Source organism: Streptomyces sp. CNB091, from assembly GCF_000377965.1.
The window spans coordinates 32,852-58,979 of sequence record NZ_KB899005.1 but is presented as its reverse complement, the minus strand read 5'-3'; the positions used below and the strand labels follow the sequence as shown (position 1 = coordinate 58,979).

At 69.2% G+C, this 26,128-nt stretch carries 22 protein-coding genes and 4 tRNA genes; 8 read left to right on the top strand and 18 right to left on the bottom strand.

The window, feature by feature from the left end:
- The first annotated feature begins 32 nt into the window (after positions 1-32).
- Genes hppD through D581_RS0126385 form a run of 3 tightly spaced genes read left to right on the top strand, consistent with a single transcriptional unit; the run spans position 33 to position 3,534 of the window.
- Positions 33-1,115, top strand: a complete 1,083-nt coding sequence (hppD, locus tag D581_RS0126395) for a 4-hydroxyphenylpyruvate dioxygenase (RefSeq protein WP_018960187.1) — start codon at positions 33-35, stop codon at positions 1,113-1,115.
- On the top strand, positions 1,112-2,215 hold the full coding sequence (locus D581_RS0126390; RefSeq protein WP_018960186.1) for an alpha-hydroxy acid oxidase: 1,104 nt from the start codon (positions 1,112-1,114) through the stop codon (positions 2,213-2,215). The genes hppD and D581_RS0126390 overlap by 4 nt, the downstream gene beginning before the upstream one ends.
- The gene (locus D581_RS0126385; RefSeq protein ID WP_018960185.1) at positions 2,215-3,534 is read left to right on the top strand and encodes an aminotransferase-like domain-containing protein; all 1,320 of its coding nucleotides are present in this window, start codon (positions 2,215-2,217) and stop codon (positions 3,532-3,534) included. The genes D581_RS0126390 and D581_RS0126385 overlap by 1 nt, the downstream gene beginning before the upstream one ends.
- A 73-nt stretch (positions 3,535-3,607) precedes the next feature.
- Here the strand turns inward: D581_RS0126385 and D581_RS0126380 are convergent, their stop codons facing one another.
- The 10 genes from D581_RS0126380 to D581_RS0126335 form a co-directional block, all read right to left on the bottom strand.
- Positions 3,608-7,507 (bottom strand): DNA-directed RNA polymerase subunit beta', encoded by a 3,900-nt coding sequence (locus D581_RS0126380; RefSeq protein WP_018960184.1) that lies wholly within the window; start codon positions 7,505-7,507, stop codon positions 3,608-3,610.
- Between the two features lie 97 nt (positions 7,508-7,604).
- Positions 7,605-11,090 (bottom strand): DNA-directed RNA polymerase subunit beta, encoded by a 3,486-nt coding sequence (gene rpoB / locus D581_RS0126375; RefSeq protein ID WP_018960183.1) that lies wholly within the window; start codon positions 11,088-11,090, stop codon positions 7,605-7,607.
- Between the two features lie 624 nt (positions 11,091-11,714).
- The gene (gene rplL / locus D581_RS0126370) at positions 11,715-12,098 is read right to left on the bottom strand and encodes a 50S ribosomal protein L7/L12 (protein WP_018960182.1); all 384 of its coding nucleotides are present in this window, start codon (positions 12,096-12,098) and stop codon (positions 11,715-11,717) included.
- An 84-nt stretch (positions 12,099-12,182) separates the two neighbouring features.
- Complete coding sequence (rplJ, locus tag D581_RS0126365) at positions 12,183-12,740, bottom strand: 50S ribosomal protein L10 (protein WP_018960181.1); 558 nt, start codon at positions 12,738-12,740, stop codon at positions 12,183-12,185.
- Positions 12,741-13,013: 273 nt separating this feature from the next.
- Positions 13,014-13,931, bottom strand: coding sequence for an SCO4651 family lipoprotein (locus D581_RS0126360; protein ID WP_026290929.1), 918 nt, complete (start codon positions 13,929-13,931; stop codon positions 13,014-13,016).
- 170 nt (positions 13,932-14,101) lie between these two features.
- Complete coding sequence (gene rplA / locus D581_RS0126355; protein WP_018960179.1) at positions 14,102-14,824, bottom strand: 50S ribosomal protein L1; 723 nt, start codon at positions 14,822-14,824, stop codon at positions 14,102-14,104.
- Positions 14,825-14,904: 80 nt separating this feature from the next.
- Entirely contained in the window at positions 14,905-15,339 is a 435-nt protein-coding gene (gene rplK / locus D581_RS0126350) for a 50S ribosomal protein L11 (RefSeq protein WP_007445924.1), read from the bottom strand.
- A gap of 176 nt (positions 15,340-15,515) precedes the next feature.
- A complete protein-coding gene (gene nusG, locus D581_RS0126345) occupies positions 15,516-16,415 on the bottom strand; it encodes a transcription termination/antitermination protein NusG (RefSeq protein WP_018960178.1) in 900 nt (299 codons plus the stop codon).
- Positions 16,416-16,488: 73 nt separating this feature from the next.
- A complete protein-coding gene (gene secE, locus D581_RS0126340; protein WP_018960177.1) occupies positions 16,489-16,776 on the bottom strand; it encodes a preprotein translocase subunit SecE in 288 nt (95 codons plus the stop codon).
- A 106-nt stretch (positions 16,777-16,882) separates the two neighbouring features.
- Positions 16,883-16,955: transfer RNA gene (locus D581_RS0126335), tRNA-Trp, on the bottom strand.
- Between the two features lie 212 nt (positions 16,956-17,167).
- Here D581_RS0126335 and D581_RS0126330 point away from each other — a divergent pair.
- Entirely contained in the window at positions 17,168-18,394 is a 1,227-nt protein-coding gene (locus tag D581_RS0126330) for a pyridoxal phosphate-dependent aminotransferase (RefSeq protein ID WP_018960176.1), read from the top strand.
- A gap of 141 nt (positions 18,395-18,535) precedes the next feature.
- A complete protein-coding gene (locus D581_RS0126325) occupies positions 18,536-19,549 on the top strand; it encodes an adenosine deaminase (RefSeq protein WP_018960175.1) in 1,014 nt (337 codons plus the stop codon).
- On the opposite strand, the gene D581_RS0126320 is transcribed toward D581_RS0126325, so the two are convergent.
- Positions 19,542-20,156: a TetR/AcrR family transcriptional regulator gene (locus tag D581_RS0126320; protein WP_018960174.1), complete on the bottom strand. Its 615-nt coding sequence runs from the start codon at positions 20,154-20,156 to the stop codon at positions 19,542-19,544. The two genes, D581_RS0126325 and D581_RS0126320, sit on opposite strands and share 8 nt — an antisense overlap.
- A gap of 97 nt (positions 20,157-20,253) precedes the next feature.
- Between D581_RS0126320 and D581_RS0126315 the strand changes: the two genes are divergently transcribed.
- Entirely contained in the window at positions 20,254-20,889 is a 636-nt protein-coding gene (locus D581_RS0126315; protein WP_026290928.1) for an NAD(P)-dependent oxidoreductase, read from the top strand.
- A 50-nt stretch (positions 20,890-20,939) separates the two neighbouring features.
- On the opposite strand, the gene D581_RS0126310 is transcribed toward D581_RS0126315, so the two are convergent.
- From D581_RS0126310 to D581_RS0126285, 6 genes are all read right to left on the bottom strand, one after another.
- Positions 20,940-21,995 (bottom strand): UDP-N-acetylmuramate dehydrogenase, encoded by a 1,056-nt coding sequence (locus D581_RS0126310; RefSeq protein ID WP_018960172.1) that lies wholly within the window; start codon positions 21,993-21,995, stop codon positions 20,940-20,942.
- Positions 21,996-22,164: 169 nt separating this feature from the next.
- The gene (locus D581_RS0126305) at positions 22,165-22,593 is read right to left on the bottom strand and encodes a MaoC family dehydratase (RefSeq protein ID WP_018960171.1); all 429 of its coding nucleotides are present in this window, start codon (positions 22,591-22,593) and stop codon (positions 22,165-22,167) included.
- A complete protein-coding gene (locus D581_RS0126300; protein WP_018960170.1) occupies positions 22,593-23,045 on the bottom strand; it encodes an FAS1-like dehydratase domain-containing protein in 453 nt (150 codons plus the stop codon). The genes D581_RS0126305 and D581_RS0126300 overlap by 1 nt, the downstream gene beginning before the upstream one ends.
- A 122-nt stretch (positions 23,046-23,167) precedes the next feature.
- Entirely contained in the window at positions 23,168-23,332 is a 165-nt protein-coding gene (rpmG, locus tag D581_RS0126295) for a 50S ribosomal protein L33 (protein ID WP_003956487.1), read from the bottom strand.
- A gap of 88 nt (positions 23,333-23,420) precedes the next feature.
- A tRNA-Met gene (locus tag D581_RS0126290) sits at positions 23,421-23,493 on the bottom strand.
- 44 nt (positions 23,494-23,537) lie between these two features.
- Positions 23,538-23,610: transfer RNA gene (locus D581_RS0126285), tRNA-Thr, on the bottom strand.
- A 255-nt stretch (positions 23,611-23,865) separates the two neighbouring features.
- Between D581_RS0126285 and D581_RS0126280 the strand changes: the two genes are divergently transcribed.
- On the top strand, positions 23,866-25,161 hold the full coding sequence (locus tag D581_RS0126280) for an amidohydrolase family protein (RefSeq protein WP_018960169.1): 1,296 nt from the start codon (positions 23,866-23,868) through the stop codon (positions 25,159-25,161).
- A 34-nt stretch (positions 25,162-25,195) separates the two neighbouring features.
- Positions 25,196-25,852, top strand: coding sequence for an SDR family oxidoreductase (locus D581_RS0126275; protein WP_018960168.1), 657 nt, complete (start codon positions 25,196-25,198; stop codon positions 25,850-25,852).
- 87 nt (positions 25,853-25,939) lie between these two features.
- Here D581_RS0126275 and D581_RS0126270 read toward each other — a convergent pair.
- A tRNA-Tyr gene (locus tag D581_RS0126270) sits at positions 25,940-26,021 on the bottom strand.
- Positions 26,022-26,128: the final 107 nt, after the last annotated feature.

The window sequence follows — 26,128 nt, the reverse complement described above, 5'->3', positions numbered from 1 at the left end:
CCTGCCGAGAGAGCGCAGAAAGAGGCTCACCCGTGTTCGAAAGCCCCCAGACACCCTCCCGCTTCGACGAGCTGACGCTCAACCACGTCGAGCTGTACGTCACCGACCTCGCCACCGCCCGCACCGCCTTCGCCGACCAGTACGGCGGCCACCACCTGGCCGACCACGAGTCCGCCGACGGCGCCCACCGCTCCACCGCCCTCGGCATCGGCCGGACCGTCCTGGTCCTCACCCAGGGCCTCTCCGCCGACCACCCCGCCTCCCTCTTCGTCCGCGCCCGCGGCGACGGCGTGGCCGATCTCGCGCTGCGCACCGACCGAGTGCGCGAGGCGCATGCCTCCGCCCTCGCCCACGGGGCGCGCGACCGGGGCGCACCCGTCGAGGAGAACGGGGCGATACGCGCCACCATCCAGGTCTTCGGGGACGTCCGGCACACCTTCGTGACCCCGCCGCCCGGTACCGAGGGCCACTGGGTCCCCGGCTTCGGCTCCCTGCCCTCCTCCCCCGGCTCCACCACCGGCCTCACCGGCGCCGACCACTTCGCCGTCTGCCTGGACGCCGGTTCCCTGGACGAAGTGGTCCGCTTCTACCGCACCGCCCTCGGCTTCGAGCGGACCTTCTCCGAGCGCATCGTCGTCGGCTCCCAGGCCATGGACTCCCACGTCGTGCAGAACACCGCCCGGGACGTGACCCTGACCCTTCTCGAACCGGACATCACCGCCGCCCCCGGCCAGATCGACCGCTTCCTCAAGGACAACGACGGTTCCGGCATCCAGCACGTCGCCTTCGCCACCGAGGACATCGTCCGGGCCACCGCCGTGCTCCGCGAGCGGGGCGTGGAGTTCCTCAGCACCCCCGGGGCCTACTACGACCGGCTGACCGAGCGCATCACCCTGGAGCGGCACGGCCTCGCCGAGCTGCGCGCCGCCCACGTCCTGGCCGACGAGGACCACGGCGGCCAGCTGTTCCAGATCTTCACCCGCTCCACCCACCCGCACAACACCCTCTTCTACGAGGTGGTCGAGCGCTGCGGCGCCACCACCTTCGGCAGCGGCAACATCAAGGCCCTGTACGAGGCCGTGGAGACGGGACAGTCAGCGGACCGGCCCCGTTGACCGGCTCCGGGGCCGCCCCAGGGAGCCTGGCGGATGTCGAACGTGCGGCCCGCGAGGCCCTGTCCCCGGACGTCTGGGACTTCGTGGCGGGCGGCAGCGGCGGCGAACTCACCCTGGCGGCCAACCGGACCGCCCTGGACCGGATCGCCCTGGTGCCCCGCGCGCTCACCGGCTGCACGGCCGCCTCCCCCGGCTGCACGGTCCTCGGCGAGCCCTGGCCGATGCCCGCCGCCGTGGCCCCGATGGCCTACCAGCGACTGCTGCACCCCGAGGGCGAGGTGGCCGCGGCCCGCGCGGCGGCGGCCACCGGGGTGACATACGTGATCAGCACCATGAGCAGCACCCCGCTCGACCGGATCACGGCGACCGGCGCCCGCACCTGGTTCCAGCTCTACTGGCTCCGCGAGCGCGCCCGCACCGCCGACCTGGTCCACCGGGCCGAACAGGCGGGCTGCCGGGCGCTCGTACTCACGGTCGACGTCCCGGTGATGGGACGGCGACTGCGCGACGCCCGCAACGGCTTCGCGCTGCCCGGCTCCGTCACAGCGGCACTGCTGGGCGACGGCCCGGACTCCGCCACCGCCCACACCCCGGACGGGACCGGCTCCGCGGTCGCCCGGCACACCAGCGCCGTCTTCGACCCGGGACTCGGCTGGCAGGACATCGCGTGGCTGCGCGGGATCACCTCGCTGCCGCTGGCGCTCAAGGGAGTCCTCTCCCCCGACGACGCCAGGCGCGCTGCCGACGCGGGCGTCGACCTGCTGGTGGTCTCCAACCACGGCGGTCGACAGCTGGACGGGGCGATCAGCAGCGCCGACGCGCTGCCCGCCGTCACCGCCGCCGTCGCGGGCAGGCTCCCGGTGCTGCTGGACAGCGGGGTGCGCGACGGTACGGACGTGCTGCGCGCTCTGGCTCTGGGCGCCTCCGGGGTCCTGCTGGGACGCCCCGTGCTGTGGGGTCTGGCAGCGGACGGCGAGGCGGGCGTCCGCACGGTGCTGGACCAGGTCAGGGACGAACTCGAACACGCCATGCTGCTGGCGGGCTGCCCGACACCCGCCCACGCCCCGGGCCTGGCCCGCCGTGCCACGGAAGGACTGTGATGACCGAAGCGACGATGGCGGTGGACCGGGTGCGTCTGCGCGCCGAACAACTGCACGGCTCCCTGACGGAACCGCTGATGGACTCGATGAACTTCCTCAACGAGATCGCCGGCCGCTACCCGGACGCCGTGTCCTTCGCACCCGGCCGCCCGTACGAGGGACTGTTCGACTCCGCTGCTCTGACCCGCTACCTGGAGCGCTACCGCGCCTATCTGGCGACCGAGCGCGGGCTGTCGGACGAGCAGATCGACCGGACCCTGTTCCAGTACGGCCGGACCAAGGGGATCATCCCGGAGCTGGTCGCCCGCGCGCTCGCCGTGGACGAGGACATCCACCTCGACGACCTGGAGTCGTTGGTCATCACCGTCGGCTGCCAGGAGGCCATGTTCCTCGTCGCGCGGGCGCTGCGGGTGGACGAGCGGGACGTCCTGCTGACCGTCGCACCGACGTACGTGGGCGTGGTCGGCGCGGCCCGCACGGCCGAGCTGCCGACCGTCCCGGTGGCGGACGGCCCGCTCGGCGTGGACCTCGACGACCTCGCCCGTACGGTCGGGGAGTTGCGCGACGCGGGGCGCCGGCCCCGTGCCCTCTACGTCATCCCGGACTTCGCCAACCCCTCCGGCGTCCGGATGAACCTGGCGACCCGACGCGCACTGCTGGACGCCGCCCGGGAGCACGAACTGCTGCTGCTGGAGGACAATCCGTACGGCCTCTTCCACAACGGCGCCCGGCTGCCGACCCTGAAGGCACTGGACACCGAGCGGCGCGTCGTCTACCTGGGCTCCTTCGCGAAGACCGGTCTGCCGGGGGCCCGCGTCGGATATGTGGTGGCCGACCAGGAGGTGACGGGCGCGGACGGCTCGGTGGGGCTGCTGGCCGACGAGCTGGCCAAGATCAAGGGCATGGTCACGGTGAACACCTCGCCGGTGGCCCAGGCCGTCATCGGCGGCAAGCTGCTGGAGAACGACTGCAGTCTGGTGGCGGCGAACAAGGTCGAGCGCGAGATCTACCAGAACAATCTGTCCCGGCTGCTGACCGGGCTCACCCTCCGCTTTCCGCCCGCCACCGGGGTGCGCTGGAACCGGCCCTCGGGCGGCTTCTTCGTCGTCCTCGACGTGCCGTTCCCGGCGGACGACGCCCTCCTGGAGCACTCCGCGCGGCGGCACGGGGTGCTGTGGGCCCCGATGAGCCACTTCGACGCCCGGCCGGAGGCCCGCAACCGGCTGCGCCTGTCGTTCAGCTCACTGCCCCTGGAGTCCCTGGAGACCGGGCTCGATCGGCTACGCGCGATGGTGTCCGAACGCCTGGCCACCGGCTGAGCGTCCGGACAGCGACCCGAGAAGCCCGAAGGGCGGCCACCCCAGTGGGGTGACCGCCCTTCGGCACTACCGCTTACTGGTTGTACGGACCGTAGTCGTAGTCCTCCAGCGGAACGGCCTGGCCGGAGCCGGTGCCGAACGGCGAGTAGTCGATGTCGTCGTAGCCGACGGCCGAGTACATCGCGGCCTTGGCCTCCTCGGTCGGCTCGACCCGGATGTTGCGGTAGCGGGACAGACCCGTACCGGCCGGGATGAGCTTACCGATGATGACGTTCTCCTTGAGGCCGATCAGGGAGTCCGACTTGGCGTTGATCGCCGCGTCGGTGAGAACCCTGGTCGTCTCCTGGAAGGACGCCGCCGACAGCCACGACTCGGTGGCGAGCGAGGCCTTGGTGATACCCATCAGCTGCGGACGGCCAGAGGCGGGGTGACCGCCCTCGGTGACCACACGACGGTTCTCGGTCTCGAACTTCGACCGCTCGACCAGCTCGCCCGGAAGCAGCTCCGCGTCGCCGGACTCGATGATCGTCACGCGGCGGAGCATCTGCCGGATGATGATCTCGATGTGCTTGTCGTGGATCGACACGCCCTGCGAGTTGTAGACCTTCTGGACTTCGCCGACCAGGTGGACCTGGACCGCACGCTGGCCGAGCACGCGCAGCACGTCGTGCGGGTTGGTCGCACCGACGGTGAGCTTCTGGCCCACCTCGACCGGGTCGCCCTCGCCCACGAGCAGACGGGCACGCTTCGAGATCGGGAACGCCGTCTCGTCGCTGCCGTCGTCCGGGGTGACGACGAGCTTCTTGGTCTTCTCGGTCTCCTCGATCCGCACCCGGCCCTTGGCCTCGGAGATCGGGGCGACACCCTTCGGCGTACGGGCTTCGAAGAGCTCGACGACTCGGGGCAGACCCTGGGTGATGTCGTCACCGGCCACACCACCGGTGTGGAAGGTACGCATCGTCAGCTGGGTGCCGGGCTCACCGATGGACTGGGCGGCGATGATGCCGACCGCCTCACCGATGTCGACCAGCTTGCCGGTGGCGAGCGAGCGTCCGTAGCAGAAGGCACAGGTGCCGACGGCGGACTCACAGGTCAGGACCGAGCGGGTCTTGACCTCCTCGACTCCGGCGCCCACCAGGGCGTCGATCAGGACGTCACCGAGGTCGACGTTGGCAGGCGCGATGACCTTGCCGTCCACCACGACGTCCTCGGCGAGCATGCGGGCGTAGACCGAGGTCTCGACGTCCTCCGTCTTGCGGAGCACGCCGTCGGCGCCCTTGACCGCGATCTTCAGCTTGAGGCCGCGGTCGGTGCCGCAGTCCTCCTCGCGAATGATCACGTCCTGCGAGACGTCCACCAGACGACGGGTCAGGTAACCCGAGTCGGCGGTACGCAGGGCGGTGTCCGCCAGACCCTTACGGGCGCCGTGGGTGGCGATGAAGTACTCGAGGACGGTCAGACCGTCACGGTACGACGCCTTGATCGGACGCGGGATGGTCTCGTTCTTGGCGTTGGCCACCAGACCACGCATACCGGCGATCTGACGCATCTGCATCATGTTTCCTCGCGCACCGGACTCGATCATGACGAAGATCGAGTTGGTCCGCGGGAAGTTCCGCTGCATGGCCTCGGACACCTCGTTGGTGGCCTTGTTCCAGATGACGACCATTTCCTGCGTGCGCTCGTCCTTGGTGATCAGACCGCGCTCGAACTGGTTCTGGACCTTGAGCGCATCACCCTCGTACCGCTCCAGGATCTGCGGCTTCTCCGGCGGACCGAGAATGTCCGAGAAGGCCACGGTGACGCCGGAACGGGTCGCCCAGTGGAAGCCCGCCGCCTTCAGGTTGTCGAGCGTCGCCGCCACGATGACCTTGGGGTAGCGCTCGGCCAGGTCGTTGACGATCTCGGAGAGCTGCTTCTTGCCCACCGAGTAGTCGACGAACGGGTAGTCCTCGGGCAGCAGCTCGTTGAAGAGCGCGCGGCCCAGGCTGGTCCGCAGCCGGAAGGTGTCGCCGGGCTGGTACTCCGGCTCGCCCTCCTCGGCGACCGGCGGCACCCAGCCCCGCGGCGGCATGGTGCCGACCGGGAAGCGGATGTCGACCTTCGCCTGGAGCGACAGCTCGCGGGCGTCGAAGGCCATGGTGGCCTCCGCCGTGGAGCCGAACGCGCGGCCCGCGCCCGTGACGTTGCGGCCCTCGTCGTCCGTGGTGAGGAAGTAGAGGCCCAGCACCATGTCCTGGGTCGGCATGGTGACGGGACGACCGTCGGCCGGCTTCAGGATGTTGTTCGAGGACAGCATCAGGATGCGGGCCTCGGCCTGCGCCTCCGCGGAGAGCGGCAGGTGCACGGCCATCTGGTCACCGTCGAAGTCCGCGTTGAACGCGGTGCAGACGAGCGGGTGGATCTGGATGGCCTTGCCCTCGACCAGCTGCGGCTCGAAGGCCTGGATGCCCAGGCGGTGCAGGGTGGGCGCACGGTTCAGCAGCACCGGGTGCTCGGCGATGACCTCTTCGAGGACGTCGTACACGACGGTGCGGCCACGCTCGACCATGCGCTTGGCCGACTTGATGTTCTGCGCGTGGTTCAGGTCCACCAGGCGCTTCATCACGAACGGCTTGAAGAGCTCCAGCGCCATCGCCTTCGGCAGACCGCACTGGTGCAGCTTGAGCTGCGGACCGACGACGATCACGGAACGCGCGGAGTAGTCCACGCGCTTGCCGAGGAGGTTCTGACGGAAACGACCCTGCTTGCCCTTGAGCATGTCGCTCAGGGACTTCAGGGGACGGTTACCGGGACCGGTGACCGGGCGACCGCGGCGACCGTTGTCGAACAGCGCGTCGACGGCCTCCTGCAGCATCCGCTTCTCGTTGTTCACGATGATCTCGGGGGCGCCGAGGTCGAGGAGACGCTTGAGGCGGTTGTTGCGGTTGATCACACGGCGGTACAGGTCGTTCAGGTCGGAGGTCGCGAAGCGGCCACCGTCCAGCTGCACCATCGGACGCAGGTCCGGCGGGATGACCGGCACGCAGTCGAGCACCATGCCCTTGGGCTTGTTGCTGGTCTGCAGGAACGCGGAGACGACCTTGAGGCGCTTGAGAGCACGGGTCTTCTTCTGGCCCTTGCCGGTGCGGATGATCTCGCGGAGGCGCTCGGCCTCCTCGTCGAGGTCGAAGGACTCCAGGCGCTTCTGGAGCGCCGCGGCGCCCATGCAGCCGTCGAAGTACGTGCCGAAGCGGTCACGCAGCTCGCGGTAGAGCAGCTCGTCGCCCTCCAGGTCCTGGACCTTGAGGTTCTTGAAGCGGCTCCACACCTCGTCGAGGCGGTCGATCTCGCGCTGCGCACGGTCGCGCAGCTGCTTCATCTCACGCTCGGCGCCTTCGCGCACCTTGCGGCGCACGTCCGCCTTGGCGCCCTCGGCCTCCAGCTCGGCCAGGTCGGTCTCGAGCTTCTTGGCGCGGGCCTCCAGGTCGGAGTCGCGGCGGTTCTCGGTCTGCTGGCGCTCGACGGAGACGTGGGCCTCCAGGGACGGCAGGTCGCGGGTACGACGCTCCTCGTCCACGAACGTGATCATGTACGCGGCGAAGTAGATGACCTTCTCGAGGTCCTTCGGCGCGAGGTCCAGCAGGTACCCGAGGCGCGAGGGAACGCCCTTGAAGTACCAGATGTGGGTGACGGGAGCGGCAAGCTCGATGTGGCCCATCCGCTCACGACGCACCTTGGCGCGAGTGACCTCGACGCCGCAGCGCTCGCAGATGATGCCCTTGAAGCGGACACGCTTGTACTTGCCGCAGTAGCACTCCCAGTCCCGGGTCGGACCGAAGATCTTCTCGCAGAAGAGTCCGTCCTTCTCGGGCTTGAGCGTGCGGTAGTTGATGGTCTCCGGCTTCTTCACTTCGCCGTGCGACCAGGTCCGGATGTCGTCCGCGGTGGCAAGGCCGATCCGCAGCTCGTCGAAGAAGTTGACGTCGAGCACTTGTCGTCAATCCCTCTTTCGGGGTCTCGTCAAATCAATGGTCTGAACGGGTCCGGGGAGGGCCGGCCGCCTCGGGATGAGGCGGCCGGCCGGCCCGTCAGACCTCTTCGACGCTGCTCGGCTCGCGCCGGGACAGGTCGATACCGAGTTCCTCCGCCGCACGGAAGACGTCCTCGTCCGTGTCGCGCATCTCGATGGACATGCCGTCCGAGGACAGCACCTCCACGTTGAGGCAGAGCGACTGCATTTCCTTGATGAGCACCTTGAAGGACTCGGGAATGCCGGGCTCGGGGATGTTCTCGCCCTTGACGATGGCCTCGTAGACCTTCACGCGGCCGGTCACGTCGTCGGACTTGATCGTCAGGAGCTCCTGGAGGGCGTACGCGGCGCCGTAGGCCTCAAGGGCCCACACCTCCATCTCACCGAAGCGCTGACCACCGAACTGTGCCTTACCACCCAGCGGCTGCTGGGTGATCATGGAGTACGGGCCGGTCGACCGCGCGTGGAGCTTGTCGTCGACCAGGTGGTGCAGCTTGAGGATGTACATGAACCCGACCGAGACCGGGTCCGGGAACGGCTCGCCGGAGCGGCCGTCGTAGAGCTGGGCCTTGCCGGAGGGCTGGACCAGCCGGTCGCCGTCGCGGTTGGGGATCGTGGCCTTGAAGAGGCCGGTGATCTCGTCCTCGCGCGCACCGTCGAAGACGGGCGTGGCGACGTTGGTGCCGGGCGGGACCTGGTCGGCGCCGATGACCTGCAGGCGCTGGGCCCACTCGTCACCGAGGCCGGAGACGTCCCAGCCGCGGCTGGCGAGCCAGCCGAGGTGGATCTCCAGGACCTGTCCCGGGTTCATTCGGGACGGGACACCCAGCGGGTTGAGGATGATGTCGACCGGGGTGCCGTCCTCCAGGAACGGCATGTCCTCGATCGGCAGGATCTTGGAGATGACGCCCTTGTTGCCGTGACGGCCGGCGAGCTTGTCACCATCGGTGATCTTGCGCTTCTGCGCGACGTAGACGCGGACCAGCTGGTTCACGCCCGGCGGCAGCTCGTCGCCCTCTTCGCGGTCGAAGACGCGGACGCCGATGACCTTGCCGATCTCACCGTGCGGCACCTTCAGCGAGGTGTCGCGCACCTCCCGCGCCTTCTCACCGAAGATCGCGCGGAGCAGGCGCTCCTCGGGGGTCAGCTCGGTCTCGCCCTTGGGCGTGACCTTGCCGACGAGGATGTCGCCGGCGACGACCTCGGCGCCGATCCGGATGATGCCGCGCTCGTCGAGGTCGGCGAGGACCTCTTCGGAGACGTTCGGGATGTCCCGGGTGATCTCCTCCGGGCCGAGCTTGGTGTCACGGGCGTCGACCTCGTGCTCCTCGATGTGGATCGAGGAGAGGACGTCGTCCTGCACGAGGCGCTGCGACAGGATGATCGCGTCCTCGTAGTTGTGACCCTCCCACGGCATGAACGCCACGAGCAGGTTCTTGCCGAGGGCCATCTCACCGTTCTCGGTGGCCGGTCCGTCGGCGAGCACCTGGTCGGCCACGATCCGGTCGCCCTCGGAGACGACGACCTTCTGGTTGACCGAGGTGCCCTGGTTGGAGCGCATGAACTTGGCGATGCGGTACGTGGTGTACGTGCCGTCGTCGTTCGTGACGGTGATGTAGTCCGCGGAGACCTCCTGGACCACACCGTCCTTCTCGGCCTTGAGGACGTCGCCGGCGTCGGTGGCGCAGCGGTACTCCATGCCGGTGCCGACCAGCGGCGCCTCCGACTTGATGAGCGGCACCGCCTGACGCATCATGTTCGCGCCCATGAGGGCACGGTTGGCGTCGTCGTGCTCCAGGAAGGGGATCATCGCGGTGGCGACGGACACCATCTGGCGCGGCGAGACGTCCATGTAGTCGACCTCCGTGCCGGGCACGTAGTCGACCTCCCCGCCACGACGGCGGACCAGGACGCGGGGCTCGGTGAAGCGCAGCTCGTCGGAGAGCACGGCGTTCGCCTGGGCGATGACGAAGCGGTCCTCCTCGTCGGCCGTGATGTAGTCGACGTCGTCGGTGACCTGGCCGTCGACGACCTTGCGGTACGGCGTCTCGATGAAGCCGAACGCGTTGACGCGGCCGAACGACGCGAGCGAACCGATCAGACCGATGTTCGGGCCTTCGGGAGTCTCGATCGGGCACATGCGTCCGTAGTGGGACGGGTGCACGTCTCGGACCTCGAAGCCGGCCCGCTCACGGGAGAGACCACCCGGGCCAAGAGCCGACAGACGGCGCTTGTGGGTGAGACCCGACAGCGGGTTGTTCTGGTCCATGAACTGCGACAGCTGGCTGGTGCCGAAGAACTCCTTGATGGAGGCGACGACCGGCCGGATGTTGATCAGGGTCTGCGGCGTGATCGCCTCGACGTCCTGGGTGGTCATGCGCTCACGCACGACGCGCTCCATCCGCGCCAGGCCCGTACGGACCTGGTTCTGGATGAGCTCGCCGACGTTGCGCAGACGACGGTTGCCGAAGTGGTCGATGTCGTCGGTCTCGACGACGATCTCCCGGCCGGACTCACCGGTCGTCTCGGTCTCACCGGCGTGCAGCTTGACCAGGTACTTGATGGTCGCGATGACGTCGTCCGAGGTGAGCACCCCGGCGTCCAGCGGCTCATCGGCGCCGAGCTTCTTGTTCACCTTGTAGCGGCCGACCTTCGCGAGGTCGTAGCGCTTCGGGTTGAAGTAGAGGTTCTCGAGCAGCGTCTGAGCGGCCTCGCGCGTCGGCGGCTCGCCCGGACGCAGCTTGCGGTAGATGTCGAGCAGTGCGTCGTCCTGGCCCTGGGTGTGGTCCTTCTCCAGGGTGGCGCGCATCGACTCGTACTCGCCGAACTCCTCCAGGATCTGCTCGGTGCTCCAGCCGAGCGCCTTCAGGAGGACGGTGACGGACTGCTTGCGCTTGCGGTCGATGCGGACACCGACCATGTCGCGCTTGTCGATCTCCATCTCCAGCCAGGCGCCCCGGGAGGGGATGATCTTGGCGGAGAAGATGTCCTTGTCGGACGTCTTGTCGATGGAGGAGTCGAAGTAGACACCCGGCGAGCGGACCAGCTGCGACACGACGACACGCTCGGTGCCGTTGATGACGAAGGTGCCCTTGTTGGTCATGAGCGGGAAGTCGCCCATGAAGACCGTCTGGGACTTGATCTCGCCGGTCTCGTTGTTGGTGAACTCGGCCGTGACGAAGAGCGGCGCGGCGAACGTGAAGTCGCGCTCCTTGCACTCGTCGATCGAGTTCTTCGGGGGCTCGAAGCGGTGGTCGCGGAACGTAAGCGACATCGACCCGGAGAAGTCCTCGATCGGTGAGATCTCCTCGAAGATCTCCTCCAGGCCGGACTTGGTGGGGACGTCTTGCCCACTGTCCAGAGCAGCCTCGACGCGAGCCTTCCAGGCGCTGTTGCCCAGGAGCCAGTCAAAGCTCTCGGTCTGCAGCGCGAGGAGGTTCGGAACCTCGAGGGGCTCCTTGATCTTTGCAAAGGAGATACGCAGCGGGGCGGTGCTGGCATCGTTGTTCGTATTCGCGGTCGAGGCGTTGCGCGAGGCGGCCAAGAGGGGGTCCTTCCGAGGGCTCGGACTCACTACGCGCGTACCGGTCCCACCCTGGACACAAAGACAGACCGTTCCGAATCGGTCGCAAAACGACCAGGTCGGAGGGGGTCGGCCATCGGTGCTTCAGCGTGGGCATGCCCCTGGTGACGGGCAGGAGGCAGCTAACAGGCAGCGCAAAGGGTCAGTGTAGCCAAGCGGCACACTGATGTCCAGTCGGGGTTCTCAGAGACCCACGTTGCTCTCAACAGCTGTTCTCAACACCTATGTCTAGCCCTAGCCCTCGCGCGGGGTGCACTCTTCTTTACTGCCCTCTTCACTCTCGATCCATGCCTCGGATACGGATCGAAGTGATGACGCGTCCTGAGAATTGCGCGCCGCGTCCGGTTCGTCAAGGCCCGCCGGTCCGATCGGACCTCCGGGAGCCTTCACCGGCCACCCCCGGGATGCCCACAGGACGCCCCTGAGGGGCCCGCGAGAGGCGCACGGCGAAGATCACCCTACTCGTCGTCGGCGGAAGAGCAAGGCACCCGCCACGGGCACGCCGAAGGGCGACCACCCGGATGGGTGATCGCCCTTGGCGCGGGCACCTGAGGCGCCCAGGGAGTCCGGAGGACTCCCGAGGTGTTACTTGACCTCGACGGAAGCGCCGGCGGCCTTGAGGGACTCGGCAGCCTTCTCCGCGACGTCCTTGGCGACCTTCTCGAGGACCGGCTTCGGGGTGCCGTCGACGAGGTCCTTGGCCTCCTTGAGACCGAGCGAGGTCAGCTCACGGACGGTCTTGATGACCTGGATCTTCTTCTCGCCGGCACCGGTGAGGATGACGTCGAACTCGTCCTGCTCCTCGGCGGCCTCGGCGACGGCGCCCGGGCCGGCCGGACCGGCAACGGCGACGGCCGCGGCGGCGGTGACGTCGAACTTCTCCTCGAAGGCCTTCACGAAGGCGGAGAGCTCGATGAGGGTCATGTCTTCGAACTGCGCGAGCAGGTCGTCCTGGGACAGCTTCGCCATGATAGGCGTCCTTCCACTATTCGGCAGGTGCCGGATGTATGTGTCGGCGGGCGTACGTGGAGCCCGCTGGACCGCTGAGCGAAATTACTCGGCGGCCTCGGCGGGAGCCGGAGTACCGGCACCGCCCTGCTCTTCCTTCTTGGCGCGAAGCGCTTCCGCGGTGCGGACGAACTTCGACGGCAGTGCCTGGAAGAGCTGCGCAGCCTGAGTCTGCTTGCCCTTGAAGGCACCGGCCAGCTTGGAGAGCAGAACCTCGCGGGACTCGAGGTCCGCGAGCTTCTTGAACTCATCGGCGGACAGCGCCTTACCGTCAAGGACACCGCCCTTGATGATGAGGTTGGGGTTGTCCTTGGCGAAGTCACGAAGACCCTTCGCCGACTCCACCGGGTCACCGGTGACGAAGGCAACCGCCGTCGGACCCGAGAACAGGTCGTCCAGCGTGTCGATCCCGGCCTCGTTGGCCGCAATCTTGGTCAGCGTGTTCTTCACCACGGCGTACTGGGCGTTCTCACCGAGCGAACGGCGCAGCTCCTTGAGCTGTGCCACGGTGAGACCCCGGTACTCGGTCAGCACGGCGGCGTTCGAGCTGCGGAACTGGTCCGTCAGCTCGGCTACCGCGGCAGCCTTGTCGGGCCTTGCCATGAGCGTCGGCCTCCTTCCGGGTGATGAGGACCGCTCAGAAGGGGCCGGGAAAGACGAAACGCCCCAGCACAAGTGCCAGGGCGCGGCTCGACCGAACAGAGTCCGGGAGCGTTCCACAGTCACCTGCGCAGGTCGTCCGATCTAGCGGAACCTTCGGTCACCGTCCCTCTGACGAGGCACAGCGACGACCAGCGGTCTTTGGCTTCTTGGTGAGAGTACGCGACCGGATGCGGGACGAGCAAATCCGTCCTCGTTCGTCCCTTGCGGGAGGTGTCAGGCGGTGCCGCCCGGGGTAGCGCCGGGCTGCTTCAGCATCTCCTTGAAGTCCACGGTGTCCGAGGCCGACGGCCTCTCGGAGGGGACCTCGGTGCCGTAGTCGCTGTAGAAGAGCGTCGAGTTGAACGTGCCGGTCTTCATCTCGCCGCGCTCGGTCTTCTTCACCAGCAGGTCGTTCTTGTCGACCCAGATGTCGACGGTCTGGGTGGTCACCCCTGCCAGAGCGAGCTGCTCCTTGAACGCGGCCAGCTGCTTCGCGTCCAGGTTGCTGTTCTTCGCGGTCAGGTCGGCCACGTCGACCGTGCCGGAGTAGTGCGTCGCGGAGACCCCGCGGACGTCCTCCTGGCCGACCTTCTTCACGTCGCCGGAGGCCAGGAGCGCCTTCACGCCCTGCTCGGGCGTGCTGTTCTGGATCTGGTCCTTCATGACGTCGCCGGAGGCGCCGCCCAGCTCGGCGAGGTCCTTGTAGGAATAGCGGATCCAGTGCTTCCCGCCGGTGTTGGCCGCCATGGCGTCGCCCATGTTGGCGTAGTACTCGTCCTTGAAATAGCGCGCCTCGACCGATCCGTCGCCGCCGGCCTGCTTCAGGGCGTCGCCCATGGTGCCGCCGGTGTACGTGATGGTCAGCGCGCCCGAGAGGCCGTCGGCCCAGCCGATGGACCCGGACTGCTTCATGGACATGGCGGTGCCCATCTCGGTGGTGCCCTCGACCTTCGCCGACTGGGCGCCTCCGGTCTTCTGCTGCACCTGCTTCAGCGCGGCCACGGGGCTCGCCTTGGAGACGGCGCCCGCCTTGCCCTCTCCGGCCCCGCCTGAGCCCTTCGAGCCGTCGGAGCCACTACAGGCGGCTATCGACGTCAGTGCCGCCGCGGCGGCCAGAGCCGTGCCCACGCGTCGTGCCGTGCTCGTCCTCATGTACCCGTCCACCCCTCGTATCGTCTGTCGTTCCCCGCACAACAGTGGCACAGGGCACTGACAGACATGACTCCTTACGGATACGAGGACGGGCCCCGCACCTCGAAAGGTTGCGGGGCCCGTTCACACAGTGCACGCGTACGCCGCGGCTACCGGGTGAGCGTGGAAGCTCAGACGGCGGCCGGGTCCTCCTCGACGAGGAGGTTGCGGGTGCGGTTGGCGTCCAGCGGGATGCCGGGGCCCATCGTGGTGGCCAGGGTGGCCTTCTTGATGTAGCGGCCCTTGGCGGCGGACGGCTTCAGACGGAGGATCTCGTCCAGCGCCGCTGCGTAGTTCTCCACCAGCTTGGTCTCGTCGAACGAGGTCTTGCCGATGATGAAGTGCAGGTTCGAGTGCTTGTCGACGCGGAACTCGATCTTGCCGCCCTTGATGTCGTTGACAGCCTTCACGACATCGGGGGTGACGGTGCCGGTCTTCGGGTTCGGCATCAGACCACGCGGACCGAGCACGCGGCCCAGGCGGCCGACCTTGCCCATGAGGTCCGGGGTAGCGACGACGGCGTCGAAGTCCAGACGGCCCTTCGCCACCTCGTCGATGAGCTCGTCGGCGCCGACGATGTCGGCTCCGGCGGCTTCCGCGGCCGCAGCACGGTCACCGGTCGCGAAGACCAGGACCCGGGCGGTCTTGCCGGTGCCGTGCGGGAGGTTCACGGTGCCGCGGACCATCTGGTCGGCCTTGCGCGGGTCGACACCCAGGGCAAAGGCGACCTCGACGGTGCCGTCGAACTTCGTGGTGGACGTTTCCTTGGCGAGACGGACGGCCTCGAGCGGGGCGTAGTTGCGCTCCCGGTCGATCTTGGCGTCCGCAGCGCGGAGGTTCTTGCTGCGCTTCACTTCTACTCCTGGGGTTTCAGAGTGTGGAGTCGTGGTGCGGACCAGCGCTTGGTCCTACCACTGGGGGTTACGGGGCTGAATCAGCCTTCGACCGTGATGCCCATGGAACGGGCCGTGCCGGCAATGATCTTCGACGCGGCGTCGAGGTCATTGGCGTTCAGGTCGGGGAGCTTCGTCGTGGCGATCTCGCGGACCTGGGCGGCCGTCAGCTTGGCGACCTTGGTCTTGTGCGGCTCGCCGGAGCCCTTGTCCACACCCGCGGCCTTGAGGATCAGCTTGGCGGCCGGCGGAGTCTTCGTGATGAAGGTGAAGGAACGGTCCTCGTAGACCGTGATCTCCACCGGCACGACCATGCCACGCTGCGACTCGGTCGCGGCGTTGTAGGCCTTGCAGAACTCCATGATGTTGACGCCGTGCTGACCGAGCGCGGGGCCGACCGGCGGGGCCGGGTTCGCCGCACCGGCGTTGATCTGAAGCTTGATAAGCCCCGTGATCTTCTTCTTCTTGGGAGGCATTGCTCTCTCCGGGTCCTATGAGAGTGTTTCGCCGCCGATTCCGGTCATCCGGATGGAGGCATACCGCGCAACGATAACGGGTATAGCTGCGCGACCAAAAACCCAGCAGGTCAGAGCGGCTGTAAAGCCCCTCTGACCTGCTGGGTAGGCATGTGTCCAGAAACCGGCGGGAAGTGCTAGTTCTTCTGGATCTGGTCGAAGCTGAGCTCGACCGGGGTCTCGCGGCCGAAGATCTCGACGAGGCCCTTGACCTTCTTCGAGTCGGCGTTGATCTCGTTGATCGTGGCCTGCAGCGTGGCGAACGGACCGTCCGTGACGGTGACCGAGTCGCCGACCTCGAAGTCCAGCACCTGGACCTCGACCTTGCGGGACGGGGCCGGCTTGCCCTCGGCCTCGGCGGCCTCGCGGGCGGCCTTCTCCTCGGCCTCCGGGGCGAGCATCTTGACGATCTCGTCCAGGGTCAGCGGGTACGGGTCGTAGGCGTTGCCCACGAAGCCGGTGACGCCCGGCGTGTTCCGCACGACGCCCCAGGACTCGTTCGTCAGGTCCATGCGCACCAGCACGTAGCCGGGGAGCTTGTTCTGCCGGACGTTCTTGCGCTCGCCGTTCTTGATCTGGACGATTTCCTCTTCGGGCACCTCGGCCTGATAGACGAACTCCTCCACGTTCAGCGAGACGGCGCGCTGCTCCAGGTTGGCCTTCACGCGCTTCTCGTAACCGGCGTACGTGTGGATGACGTACCACTCGCCGGGAAGCGTGCGGAGCTCTTCGCGCAGGGCGGCGACGGGGTCGACGGGGGCGGCCGGTTCGGCCTCTTCCTCGTCGGCGCTCTCGTCGTCGGCCTCGTCCTCAGCGGCCTCGCCCTCGACCGTCTCGGCGGCGTCGTCCTCGTCGGACTCCTGCGCTTCCACGTTCACGGCGGCCTGCTCGGCGGGCTCGCCCGCGGCGAGGTCGGCGGCCTCGGCCTGGTCCGGGTCCACGGAGTCAGCAGCCTCAACGATGTCGAGCTCGTCCTTGGCGGACTCGAAGGCGCCAGCCTCGGGCTCGACGGCGTCGTTCAGGTTCGGGTCAGACACGATGGCTGCTTCTTCCTGGATACAAAGGGTGGAACGTGCGAAAGGGGCGCCGGGTCGGACGCCTTCCGCGAGATCAGCCGAAGACGTACTTGATGACCCGGGCGAAGCCCATGTCGAGAACGGTAACAAGACCGATCATGACGACGACGAACACGATCACCACGGAGGTGTACGTCGTCAGCTGGCTACGGGTCGGCCAGACAACCTTACGGAGTTCCGCGACGATCTGGCGGTAGAACAGCGCGAGCCGACCCAGAGGGCCTTTCTTGCCGCGCTTGCCGCCCTTCCGAGTCTTCTTCTTCGACTCGGGAGCTTCATCCTCAGCATCAGGCATGTCGATGGAGCCCACGGCGTCCGTCACGCTACTCACCTGATTCCGGGTCGTGGCCGTGCCGCGCCCGGTGGAGCCGCACGGCTGTGCAATGAAGTACGTACATGCGCACACATCCTGGCGAAGGAGTGTGTAGCAGGGCCGGAGGGACTTGAACCCCCAACCGCTGGTTTTGGAGACCAGTGCTCTACCAATTGAGCTACGACCCTTTGTGGTTTCCACCAACCTACCGCATCTTTCCCGGTGACCGGGTGCAGGAACGGTGCGGCTGGTGAAGGCCAACGACAGGTGAGTGTACGTGTTCAGGGCCGCCGCGTCGAACAGACAGCGACCGACCGGTCCTGTCCGCATGGTGTCCGGGTCCTGTCCGGTCCCTGAAACCCCTGTGCCGACGGCTTTCGCGGTCTGGGAGCATGGGGCCATGAGCGCTGCAACTTCACCGTCCGAGCGCCGGGTTTCGGCCCGCATCGGTGCGATCTCCGAGTCCGCGACCCTCGCCGTCGACGCCAAGGCCAAGGCCCTCAAGGCCGCCGGGCGTCCGGTGATCGGCTTCGGGGCCGGCGAGCCCGACTTCCCGACGCCCGACTACATCGTCGACGCGGCGGTCGAGGCCTGCCGCAACCCGAAGTACCACCGCTACACCCCGGCCGGCGGGCTCCCCGAGCTCAAGGCCGCCATCGCGGAGAAGACCCTGCGCGACTCCGGCTACGAGGTCGACGCCAGCCAGATCCTGGTGACCAACGGTGGCAAGCAGGCCATCTACGAGGCCTTCGCCGCGATCCTCGACCCGGGCGACGAGGTCATCGTCCCCGCCCCGTACTGGACCACCTACCCCGAGTCGATCCGGCTCGCCGGCGGTGTCCCGGTCGAGGTCGTCGCCGACGAGACCACGGGCTACCGGGTCTCCGTCGAGCAGTTGGAGGCCGCGCGCACCGAGAAGACCAAGGTCGTCCTGTTCGTCTCGCCGTCCAACCCGACCGGCGCCGTCTACAGCGAGGCCGACGCCGAGGCCATCGGCCGTTGGGCCGTCGAGCACGGTCTGTGGGTCATGACCGACGAGATCTACGAGCACCTTGTCTACGGCGACGCCACCTTCACCTCGCTGCCGGCGATCGTCCCCGAGCTCCGCGACAAGTGCATCGTCGTCAACGGCGTCGCCAAGACGTACGCGATGACCGGCTGGCGGGTGGGCTGGATCATCGGCCCGCGGGACGTGGTGAAGGCCGCGACCAACCTCCAGTCACACGCCACCTCCAACGTCTCCAACGTCGCCCAGGTCGCCGCGCTCGCGGCCGTCTCCGGCCCGCTGGACGCCGTCGCCGAGATGCGCACCGCCTTCGACCGCCGCCGGGGGATCGTCGTACGGATGCTCAACGAGATCGACGGGGTGTTCTGCCCGGAGCCCGAGGGCGCCTTCTACGCCTACCCGGCGGTGAAGGACCTGCTCGGCAAGGAGATCCGCGGCAAGCGTCCGGCCACCACCGTCGAGCTGGCCGCGCTCATCCTGGACGAGGCCGAGGTCGCCGTCGTGCCCGGCGAGGCCTTCGGCACCCCGGGCTACCTGCGCCTGTCCTACGCCCTGGGCGACGAGGACCTGATCGAGGGCGTCTCGCGGATCCAGAAGCTGCTGGGCGAGGCCAAGGCCTGACCGGTCACGTAACCGCTCGAAACGGAAAGCGCCCCGGGCCGCTGGAATCCTCCACCGGCCGGGGGCGCTTTTTGTTCGAGCGGCCCCCCTAGAAGGGAAAGCGGCTACCGCTCCGGCCCGCCCGTGCGGCAGGATCTCCCAATGGAGCGTGATGTACGACTGTTGCCCAAGGCCCACCTGCACCTGCACTTCACCGGGTCGATGCGGCCAACCACCCTGCTCGAACTCGCCGACAAGTACGGGGTCCATCTCCCCGACGCCCTGACCGGCGGCGAGCCGCCCAAGCTGCGGGCGACCGACGAGCGCGGCTGGTTCCGTTTCCAGCGGCTCTACGACATCGCCCGGTCGTGTCTGCGGTCCCCTGAGGACATTCACCGCCTGGTGCGCGAGAGCGCCCAGGAGGATGTCGCGGACGGCTCCGGCTGGCTGGAGATCCAGGTCGACCCCACCTCGTACGCCCCGCTGCTCGGCGGGCTGATCCCGGCCATCGAGATCATCCTCGACGCCGTGGACAGCGCCGCCCGGGACACCGGTCTGGGCATGCGCGTGGTGATCGCCGCCAACCGGATGAAGCACCCGCTGGACGCCCGTACCCTGGCCCGGCTCGCCGTCCGTTACGCGGATCGGGGTGTCGTCGGCTTCGGGCTCTCCAACGACGAGCGGCGCGGAATGGCCCGCGACTTCGACCGGGCCTTCGCGATCGCCCGCGACGGAGGCCTGCTGGCGGCTCCGCACGGCGGGGAGCTCGCCGGGCCCTCCAGCGTGCGCGACTGCCTCGACGACCTGGACGCCTCGCGCATCGGACACGGGGTCCGGGCCGCCGAGGACCCCCGGCTGCTGCGCAAGCTCGCCGAGCGCGGGGTCACCTGCGAGGTCTGCCCGTCGTCCAATGTGGCGCTCGGCGTCTACGAGAAGCCCGCCGACGTCCCCCTGCGCACTCTGTTCGACGCGGGCGTGCCGATGGCGCTGGGGGCGGACGACCCGCTGCTGTTCGGCTCCCGGCTGGCCGCCCAGTACGAGCTGGTGCGCCGCCACCACGGCTTCACCGACGAGGAGCTGGCCGAGCTGGCCCGCCAGTCGGTGCGCGGATCGGCGGCCCCCATGGACGTACGGGAGAAGCTCCTCTCCGGGATCGACGACTGGCTGGCTAGCTGACCCCGGGCAGGCTCTGGGGGCCGATCCCGCCCAGCAGCGTGCGGGCCAGGGAGGCGGCGAACTCGTCCAGGGGCGGCGGGGGCGTGCCGCCGGGGAGCCCGGTGTAGGCGAAGGCCCGCTGGGCGCAGGCGCCCAGCAGCAGCGAGGCGGCGGCGTAGGTGTCCGCGTCGGCCCGGACCCGGCCCGCGCCCTGTTCGGCGCGCAGATAGGCGTCGAGCTGCTGGATCGGCAGGTGGGCCCCGGCTTCGAGCCCTCCCACGCCCTCCTCGTGACGGCGCTTGAGCTGAGGTTCGGCGTACAGGGACGCGGCCATGGGGAAGGTCTGCTCGTAGAACAGCGCGGCCACCCGGGCGATCTCGGTGAGGTTGCCCTCGACGCTGTTCTCGCCCGCGCGCAGGTCCCCGAGGAGGTTCCCGAGCCGGGGCAGCCGCTCCGCGAGCACGGTGACGAACAGCTCCTCCTTTCCGGAGAAGTACTTGTAGAGCGCCGCCTCCGAGCAGCCGGCCGCCCGGGCGATCTCCTTGGTGGTGGTCCTGGCGAGGCCGATGGAGAGCATCAGCTCGTGCGCCGCGTCGACGATCCGGACGCGCGCGGGCTTCTGGTCCATGCGTGCTCCAACAGGCCGTGACCCGGAGATCTTGACGTCCGGGTGGGGAGCCACCCACCCTAGAGGTTAGTGAACACTTACCCACTCAGGGGGCACCATGAGAATCACCGTGTTCGGGGCGACCGGCGGCGTCGGTCAGGAGATCGTCGGGCAGGCACGCGCGGCGGGCCACGAGGTGACGGTCGTGGTCCGCGACCCGGACCGGCTCCCGGAACCGCTGGTCCGCGCGGCGCCGCACGCCGTCGTCCGGCTGGACGATCCGGCGGCGGTGCGGACGGCGGTGGCGGGGCGGGACGCGGTCCTGTCGGGGCTGGGCTCGCGCGGCCGGAAGGCGAACGGCGTCGCCGAACGGCTGACCGGGCAGATTCTGACGGCGATGGAGGCCGAGCAGGTGCGGCGGCTACTGGTGGTGAGCGCGGTGCCCGTCGGGCCGGAGCCGGAGGGCGATCCCCTGGTGGACCGGCTGACGCGCAAGGCGATCAGCGCGGTCCTGGCGGAGCTGTACGCCGATCTCACCCGGATGGAGGCGGCGTTGGCCCGCAGTGCGACGGACTGGACCGCGGTACGGCCGCCGAAGCTGACAGACGGGCCGCTCACGGGCGTCTACCGGCAGGTCGTGGGCGGTACGCCGCGCAGCAGCCGGTCCATCTCCCGGGCCGATGTGGCACACGCGATGCTCGCGTTGGCCGAGGACCCGGCAGCCGTGAAGCAGGGCGTGGGCATCGCGTACTGACCCCGTACGTTTCCCGTGGGCCGACGCCTCCCTCCTACGGCCGGCGTCTCCTACAGGCTGACGCCGACCGTCACCGGCTCGTTGACCAGGGTGACGCCGAAGGCCGCGTGCACCCCGGCGACGACCTCGCGGGCCAGGGCGAGCAGGTCCTCGGTGGTGGCCGCGCCCCGGTTGGTGAGGGCGAGGGTGTGCTTGGTGGAGATCCGGGCGGGGCCGGTGCCGTAGCCCTTGGTGAATCCGGCCCGGTCGATCAGCCAGGCCGCCGAGGTCTTGGTGCGTCCGTCCTCGGCGGGGAAGGCCGGGGGTGCCACGTCCGGGCCGAGGCGCTCGCCGACCCGGGTGAGGAAGTCCTGGAACGCGGCCGGTCCGAGGATCGGGTTGGTGAAGAAGGACCCCGCCGACCAGGTGTCGTGGTCCTCCGGGTCCAGCACCATGCCCTTGCCGGCGCGCAGCCGCAGCACCGTCTCGCGGGCGGCCGTCAGCGGGACGCGTTCGCCCTGCTCGACGCCCATGGCCCTGGCCGTTTCGGGGTACTTCAGGGGCGCGGAGAGCCCAGCCGCCTCTTCCAGCTCGAATCGGACACGCAGCACCACGAAGCGGTCGGGTTCGGCCTTGAAGCGGCTGTGACGGTACGAGAACGCGCACTCCGCGTTCGGAATCGTCACCGTCTCCTCGGTGCGCCGGTCGTAGGCGACGACCTCCGTGATGGTGGTGGACACCTCCTGTCCGTACGCGCCGACGTTCTGGATGGGCGTCGCGCCCGCGGATCCGGGGATGCCGGCCAGGCACTCGACGCCCGCGAGGCCCGCCTCGACGGTCCGGGCGACGGCGTCGGTCCACACCTCTCCGGCCGCCAGCTCCAGGGACGTACCCGACAGCGCGAAGCCCTTGGTGGCGATCCGCAGAGCGGTGCCGTCGAAGCCCTTGTCCCCGATGACCAGGTTGGAGCCGCCGCCGATCACCAGCAGCGGGGTGTCGCTCGCGTCGGCCTCGCGCACCGCGGCGATCACCTCGGCGTCGGTCGTGGCGGTCAGCAACCGGGCGGCGGGGCCGCCGAGCCGGAAGGTGGTCAGGGGGGCGAGGGGGGCGTCGTGGAGTTCCTGCACGGGGACAAGAGTACGGTCCGCGCCCCCACCGCTCGTGCGGGGCCGTGGACCGTACCCGGGGGCCGGGGCGGGTCAGGCGCCACCGGCTCGACGAGCACGAGTGAGGGACGCCCCCTGGAAACCGCCCAGGAGGAACGCCCCTCACCTCCGGCCACCGCGCCGGTACGTCTCAGGCGAGCCGGACCACGGCCCGGGACATCCCCAGCACCTTCTTGCCGTCGCACAGGGCGACCAGGTCCACCCGGACCAGGTTGTCGTCCAGCTTCGCCGCGACCTTGCCGCTGACCTCGATCAGCGCGCCCTTGTCGTCGTTGGGCACGACGACCGGCTTCGTGAAACGCACCCCGTAGTCGACGACCGCGCCCGGGTCGCCGGCCCAGTCCGTGACCACCCGGATCGCCTCGGCCATCGTGAACATGCCGTGCGCGATCACGTCCGGCAGCCCGACCTCGCGCGCGAACTTCTCGTTCCAGTGGATCGGGTTGAAGTCGCCCGAGGCGCCCGCGTACTGCACGAGCGTGGCCCGCGTCACCGGGAACGACCGCGCCGGCAGCTCCGTACCGACCTCGACCGACCCGTAAGAGACCTTCGCCGTCATCACGCCTCCTCGGCGGCGCGTGCCACCAGCTTCGTGAGCGCCGTGACCACCAGCTCGCCGGCCTCGTCGTGCACATCCCCGCGAATGTCCACAATGTCGTTGCCCGCGAGGGACTTGATGGCCTCGATCGTGGACGTGACCGTCAGCCGGTCCCCCGCCCGTACCGGACGCACGTAACGGAACTTCTGGTCGCCGTGGACGACCCGGCTGTAGTCCAGGCCCAGCTGCGGGTCCCGCACCACCTCTCCGGCGGCCCGGTAGGTGATCGAGAAGACGAACGTGGGCGGCGCGATCACATCGGCGTGACCGAGCGCACGGGCGGCCTCCGCGTCGACGTACGCCGGATGGGGGTCACCCACCGCTTCGGCGAACTCGCGGATCTTCTCCCGGCCGACCTCGTACGCCGGAGTGGGCGGATAGGTCCGCCCCACGAAGGACTGGTCGAGCGCCATGAGCTCGCTACCTCCTGAGAAACCTGGTGAAAGACGAATAAGGGCACGCCCCCTGCGGGAACGACCCCCTACAACGACACGAGGCCGCCCCCAGAGGGGACGGCCTCGTATACGAGCCTGATTCAGCGCGTTTCGCGGTGCGCGGTGTGCGAGTTGCAGCGCGGGCAGTGCTTCTTCATCTCAAGACGGTCCGGGTTGTTACGCCGGTTCTTCTTGGTGATGTAGTTCCGCTCCTTGCACTCCACGCAGGCCAGCGTGATCTTCGGGCGGACGTCGGTGGCAGCCACGTGAGTGCTCCTTGGACGGACGGTGGACGGATGAACGCATAAAAGGGTAGCCGATCGAAGGACCGACCCAGCAATCGGCTACCGTTAGTAGCGGTGACCGGACTTGAACCGGTGACACAGCGATTATGAGCCGCTTGCTCTACCGACTGAGCTACACCGCTTTGATGATGAGTCCTCCGCCGAAGCGGAGGTTCCCGATCACCAGAGCCCCAATGCGGAATCGAACCGCAGACCTTCTCCTTACCATGGAGACGCTCTACCGACTGAGCTATTGGGGCGAGCGAGGAAGACATTACACGCTCCCCCGCCGGTTGCCCAAATCCGTTTGCGCCGCCTTCTCCGGCCCTCCGTCCGGGGCCGCCCACACCCCCTGATCAGGCCTTGATCCAGGCCGCGTCCACCTCGGGAACGGGCCCGGCCGACGGCCGACGCAGGCGCACCGGTACGACTATTCCGCTCCTCCCGGACGCCGCCCCCGCACGCCCCTAGGGTGTGGTCACTCCGTGCGATCTTGCACCCCTCCCAGGAGCGCGATGCCTGACAGCCAGCCACGGCGGCCCGACGACAACGCGCCCGACAGCGTCGACGCGGCCACCACCGCCGACAGCCCCGCCCTCGTCCTCGGCGGCGCCCGTCTCGCCGATGGCCGAACCGTCGACGTACGCCTGAGCGGCAGCCGGATCGAGGCCGTCGGCACCGCGGGCAGCCTCACCGCCCGCGGCCCCCGCATCGACCTCCGCGGCTACCTCCTGCTCCCCGCCCCCGCCGAACCCCACACCCACAGCGACACCGCCCTGACCGCCGCCGTCGCGGGCCCCGACAGCCCCGGCCCGGCCTCCCACCGCGCCGAGGACATCCAGCGCCGCGCCACCGAGGCCGCCCTCCTCCAGCTCGGCCACGGCGCCACCGCCCTGCGCACCCACGTCCGCGTCGGCGACGTCCAGGGCCTCGCCCCGCTCGAAGCCGTCCTGGGGACCCGGCGCGCCCTGCGCGGCCTCGCCGACGTCATGCCCGTCGCGGTCCCCCGGCTCCTCACCGGCATCGCCGGGGCGGACAGCCTGGCGATGCTCCGGGACGCGGTGAAGATGGGCGCGGCCGTCGTCGGCGGCTGCCCCGACCTCGACCCGGACCCCACGGGCTACACCGAGGCCGTCCTGGAGATCGCGGCAGAGCACGGCTGCCCCGTGGACCTGCACACCGACGGCGACGACCCCGCCCGCCTGGCCCGGCTCGCCGCGATGGCCGCCGGCCTGCGCCCCGGCGTCACCCTCGGCCCCTGCGGCGGCCTGGCCCACCTGCCCCTGGACGCCGCGGCCCGGGCCGCCGACCAGCTCGCCGCCGCCGGGATCACCGTGGTCTGCCTGCCCCAGGGCGGCTGCGCCGGCGCGGAGCGCCGCACGACCGCCCCCGTACGCCTGCTGCGCTCCGCCGGCGTGCGCGTCGCGGCGGGCAGCGGTGCGCTGCGGGACACGGCCAACCCCGTCGGTCGCGGCGATCCGCTCGAAGCCGCCTACCTCCTCGCCTCCCAGGCGGGGCTCCGCGCCGAACAGGCGTACGCCCTCGTCTCCACGGCCGCCCGCGCGGCCCTCGGCCTGCCCGACGTGCGCGTCGAGGCGGGCTTCCCCGCCGAACTCCTCGCCGTACGCGGCGAACGGCTCTCCGCGGTGCTCTCCCTCGCCTACAGCCGCATCGTCGTCCACGGCGGCCGGGTCGTCGCCCGCACCAGCGCCGTGCGCGAGTACTGCGACTCCGACGGGGACGCCGCCACGGGTCTCGGCGGGCTCCCGCGCCAGGGCAGGCCCGACTCCGGCACGGGGCCGAGGAACTGAGCGCCACCCGGCCCCCGGGCGTACGGTCGGTGGTATGCGCATTGTCATCGCAGGTGGACACGGACAGATCGCACTGCGGCTGGAGCGGCTGCTCGCCGCACGCGGGGATGAAGCCGTAGGGATCATCCGCAACCCCCAACAGAGTCAGGACCTGACCGAAGCCGGCGCCCAACCCGCCGTGCTGGACCTCGAATCGGCCACCGTGGAGCAGACCGCGGAGGTGCTGCGCGGCGCGGACGCGGCCGTCTTCGCCGCGGGCGCGGGGCCGAACAGCGGTGTCGCCCGGAAGGACACCGTCGACCGCGACGCGGCCGTGCTGTTCGCCGACGCGGCCGAGGCGGCGGGCGTCCGCCGCTATCTCGTCGTCTCCTCGATGGGCGCCGACCCGGACCACCCCGGCGACGAGGTGTTCGACGTGTATCTGCGGGCCAAGGGCGCCGCCGACGCCGACGTACGCTCCCGCACCGCACTGGACTGGACGATTCTGCGCCCCGGCATGCTGACCAACGACGCGGGCACCGGGCAGGTCGTCCTGGCCGCCTCGACGGGCCGCGGCCCGATCCCTCGCGACGACGTGGCGGCGACGCTGCTGGAGCTGCTGGACACCCCGGCGACGGCGGGCCTCACCCTCGAAGCGATCTCCGGGAACGTGCCGGTGACGGTGGCCGTGAAGGACGTCGCGGGCAACTGATCAGCGGCGGGACTCCTGGCGGGAACTCCGCGCCCGGACAACGAGAAAGCCCCCGACCGGAAGAACCGGTCGGGGGCTTCGTTCGCGTGGCGGCGCCAGGGTTCGAACCTGGGTAGGCTGAGCCGGCAGATTTACAGTCTGCTCCCTTTGGCCACTCGGGCACACCGCCTCGAACGACGCGTTGGATCTCGTAGTGAGTTCCTTGGCGACGACGTAAACGATACCTGATGGTCAGGGGTGCTCCGCCACCTGATTGATCAGCGGCCGGAGGGGACG

Bases quoted from the DNA above. Each gene is read 5' to 3' on its own strand.
- D581_RS0126385 (WP_018960185.1), top strand. From the start codon at position 2,215: ATGACCGAAGCGACGATGGCGGTGGACCGGGTGCGTCTGCGCGCCGAA.
- rplL (WP_018960182.1), bottom strand. From the start codon at position 12,098: ATGGCGAAGCTGTCCCAGGACGACCTGCTCGCGCAGTTCGAAGACATG.
- rplJ (WP_018960181.1), bottom strand. From the start codon at position 12,740: ATGGCAAGGCCCGACAAGGCTGCCGCGGTAGCCGAGCTGACGGACCAG.
- D581_RS0126360 (WP_026290929.1), bottom strand. From the start codon at position 13,931: ATGAGGACGAGCACGGCACGACGCGTGGGCACGGCTCTGGCCGCCGCG.
- rplK (WP_007445924.1), bottom strand. From the start codon at position 15,339: ATGCCTCCCAAGAAGAAGAAGATCACGGGGCTTATCAAGCTTCAGATC.
- D581_RS0126330 (WP_018960176.1), top strand. From the start codon at position 17,168: ATGAGCGCTGCAACTTCACCGTCCGAGCGCCGGGTTTCGGCCCGCATC.
- D581_RS0126325 (WP_018960175.1), top strand. From the start codon at position 18,536: ATGGAGCGTGATGTACGACTGTTGCCCAAGGCCCACCTGCACCTGCAC.
- D581_RS0126320 (WP_018960174.1), bottom strand. From the start codon at position 20,156: ATGGACCAGAAGCCCGCGCGCGTCCGGATCGTCGACGCGGCGCACGAG.
- D581_RS0126315 (WP_026290928.1), top strand. From the start codon at position 20,254: ATGAGAATCACCGTGTTCGGGGCGACCGGCGGCGTCGGTCAGGAGATC.
- D581_RS0126305 (WP_018960171.1), bottom strand. From the start codon at position 22,593: ATGACGGCGAAGGTCTCTTACGGGTCGGTCGAGGTCGGTACGGAGCTG.
- D581_RS0126300 (WP_018960170.1), bottom strand. From the start codon at position 23,045: ATGGCGCTCGACCAGTCCTTCGTGGGGCGGACCTATCCGCCCACTCCG.
- D581_RS0126280 (WP_018960169.1), top strand. From the start codon at position 23,866: ATGCCTGACAGCCAGCCACGGCGGCCCGACGACAACGCGCCCGACAGC.
- D581_RS0126275 (WP_018960168.1), top strand. From the start codon at position 25,196: ATGCGCATTGTCATCGCAGGTGGACACGGACAGATCGCACTGCGGCTG.